The sequence below is a fragment of the Microbacterium sp. NPDC056234 genome (assembly GCF_042267585.1).
Classification (GTDB): Bacteria; Actinomycetota; Actinomycetes; order Actinomycetales; family Microbacteriaceae; genus Microbacterium.
In genome coordinates, this window is the sequence record NZ_JBHJTE010000012.1 from 1 (window position 1) to 2,947 (window position 2,947).

Here is a 2,947-nt window from a genome sequence, read left to right on the forward strand (position 1 = left end):
CTACCAATTGAGCTAAGCCGGCATAAAAAAAAACAAAAAAATGGTGGCTCGGGACGGAATCGAACCGCCGACACGAGGATTTTCAGTCCTCTGCTCTACCGACTGAGCTACCGAGCCAACATAAAATGGCGGTCCCGACCGGGGTCGAACCGGCGATCTCCTGCGTGACAGGCAGGCATGTTAACCACTACACCACGGGACCATTGGTTGCGGGGACAGGATTTGAACCTGCGACCTTCGGGTTATGAGCCCGACGAGCTACCGTACTGCTCCACCCCGCGATGATATAAAGATAACAAGCTTGGCGGCGTCCTACTCTCACAGGGGGAAACCCCCAACTACCATCGGCGCTGAAGAGCTTAACTTCCGTGTTCGGTATGGGAACGGGTGTGACCTCTTCGCTATCGCCACCAAACAAATTGAGAGTGTTCTCTCAAAACTAGATAACAGGTGTGACATCATTCAAAAATATGGTTAAGTCCTCGATCGATTAGTATCTGTCAGCTCCATGTGTCGCCACACTTCCACCTCAGACCTATCAACCTGATCATCTTTCAGGGATCTTACTTCCTTGCGGAATGGGAAATCTCATCTTGAGGGGGGCTTCATGCTTAGATGCTTTCAGCACTTATCCCGTCCGCACATAGCTACCCAGCGATGCCCTTGGCAGAACAACTGGTACACCAGCGGTGCGTCCATCCCGGTCCTCTCGTACTAAGGACAGCTCCTCTCAAATTTCCTGCGCCCGCGACGGATAGGGACCGAACTGTCTCACGACGTTCTGAACCCAGCTCGCGTACCGCTTTAATGGGCGAACAGCCCAACCCTTGGGACCGACTACAGCCCCAGGATGCGATGAGCCGACATCGAGGTGCCAAACCTCCCCGTCGATGTGGACTCTTGGGGGAGATAAGCCTGTTATCCCCGGGGTAGCTTTTATCCGTTGAGCGATGGCCCTTCCATGCGGAACCACCGGATCACTAAGCCCGACTTTCGTCCCTGCTCGACTTGTAGGTCTCGCAGTCAAGCTCCCTTGTGCCTTTACACTCTGCGAATGATTTCCAACCATTCTGAGGGAACCTTTGGGCGCCTCCGTTACATTTTAGGAGGCGACCGCCCCAGTCAAACTGCCCACCTGACACTGTCTCCCCGCCCGATAAGGGCGGCGGGTTAGAAGGTCAATACAGCCAGGGTAGTATCCCACCGATGCCTCCACCGAAGCTGGCGCTCCGGTTTCCAAGGCTCCTACCTATCCTGTACAAGCTGTACCAACATTCAATATCAGGCTGCAGTAAAGCTCCACGGGGTCTTTCCGTCCTGTCGCGGGTAACCTGCATCTTCACAGGTACTATAATTTCACCGAGTCTCTCGTTGAGACAGTGCCCAGATCGTTGCGCCTTTCGTGCGGGTCGGAACTTACCCGACAAGGAATTTCGCTACCTTAGGACCGTTATAGTTACGGCCGCCGTTTACTGGGGCTTCAATTCGCACCTTCGCTTACGCTAAGCGCTCCTCTTAACCTTCCAGCACCGGGCAGGCGTCAGCCCCTATACTTCGCCTTACGGCTTCGCAGAGACCTGTGTTTTTGCTAAACAGTCGCCTGGGCCTATTCACTGCGGCTCTCTCGGGCTTGCACCCTAACAGAGCACCCCTTCTCCCGAAGTTACGGGGTCATTTTGCCGAGTTCCTTAACGAGAGTTCTCTCGCTCACCTTAGGATTCTCTCCTCGCCTACCTGTGTCGGTTTGCGGTACGGGCACCTTTCACCTCACTAGAGGCTTTTCTTGGCAGTGTGGAATCAGGAACTTCGCTACTATATTTCCCTCGCCATCACAGCTCAAGGTACATGGTGACGGGATTTGCCTCGTCACCCCTCTAACTGCTTGGACGCGCTATTCCAGCAGCGCGCTTACCCTATCCTCCTGCGTCCCCCCATTGCTCAAATGGTGAGGAGGTGGTACAGGAATATCAACCTGTTGTCCATCGCCTACGCCTTTCGGCCTCGGCTTAGGTCCCGACTAACCCTGAGCGGACGAGCCTTCCTCAGGAAACCTTAGGCATTCGGTGGAGGGGATTCTCACCCCTCTTTCGCTACTCATACCGGCATTCTCACTTCTAAGCGCTCCACCAGTCCTTCCGGTCTGGCTTCACAGCCCTTAGAACGCTCTCCTACCACGGACACCAACGGTGTCCATCCACAGCTTCGGTGATACGTTTAGCCCCGGTACATTTTCGGCGCAGAGTCACTCGACCAGTGAGCTATTACGCACTCTTTAAATGGTGGCTGCTTCTAAGCCAACATCCTGGTTGTCTAAGCAACTCCACATCCTTTTCCACTTAACGTATACTTTGGGACCTTAGCTGGCGGTCTGGGCTGTTTCCCTTTTGACTACGGATCTTATCACTCGCAGTCTGACTCCTAAGGATAAGTCATTGGCATTCGGAGTTTGACTGAATTCGGTAACCCGATGAGGGCCCCTAGTCCAATCAGTGCTCTACCTCCAAGACTCTTACCTTAAGGCTAGCCCTAAAGCTATTTCGGAGAGAACCAGCTATCTCCAAGTTCGATTGGAATTTCTCCGCTACCCACACCTCATCCCCGCACTTTTCAACGTGCGTGGGTTCGGGCCTCCAGTAAGTGTTACCTTACCTTCACCCTGGACATGGGTAGATCACCTGGTTTCGGGTCTACGACCTCAAACTCATTCGCCCTATTAAGACTCGCTTTCGCTGCGGCTCCGCCTCTTCAGCTTAACCTCGCTTGAAATCGTAACTCGCCGGTTCATTCTACAAAAGGCACGCTATCACTCGGCGTCTTTCCGAAGGAAAGACGCACAGAGCTCTAACTACTTGTAGGCACACGGTTTCAGGTTCTCTTTCACTCCCCTCCCGGGGTGCTTTTCACCTTTCCCTCACGGTACTGGTTCACTATCGGTCACTAGGGAGTC

3 tRNA genes and 2 rRNA genes are annotated in these 2,947 nt (G+C 53.7%); all 5 read right to left on the reverse strand.

Annotated elements, in window-relative coordinates:
* Positions 1-41: 41 nt before the first annotated feature.
* Positions 42-117: transfer RNA gene (locus ACFCYE_RS17865), tRNA-Phe, on the reverse strand.
* A gap of 9 nt (positions 118-126) precedes the next feature.
* A tRNA-Asp gene (locus ACFCYE_RS17870) sits at positions 127-202 on the reverse strand.
* A gap of 2 nt (positions 203-204) precedes the next feature.
* Positions 205-281, reverse strand: a tRNA-Met gene (locus ACFCYE_RS17875).
* Between the two features lie 18 nt (positions 282-299).
* Positions 300-415, reverse strand: a 5S ribosomal RNA gene (gene rrf / locus ACFCYE_RS17880).
* 55 nt (positions 416-470) lie between these two features.
* Positions 471-2,947, reverse strand: a 23S ribosomal RNA gene (locus ACFCYE_RS17885); the annotation flags it as partial.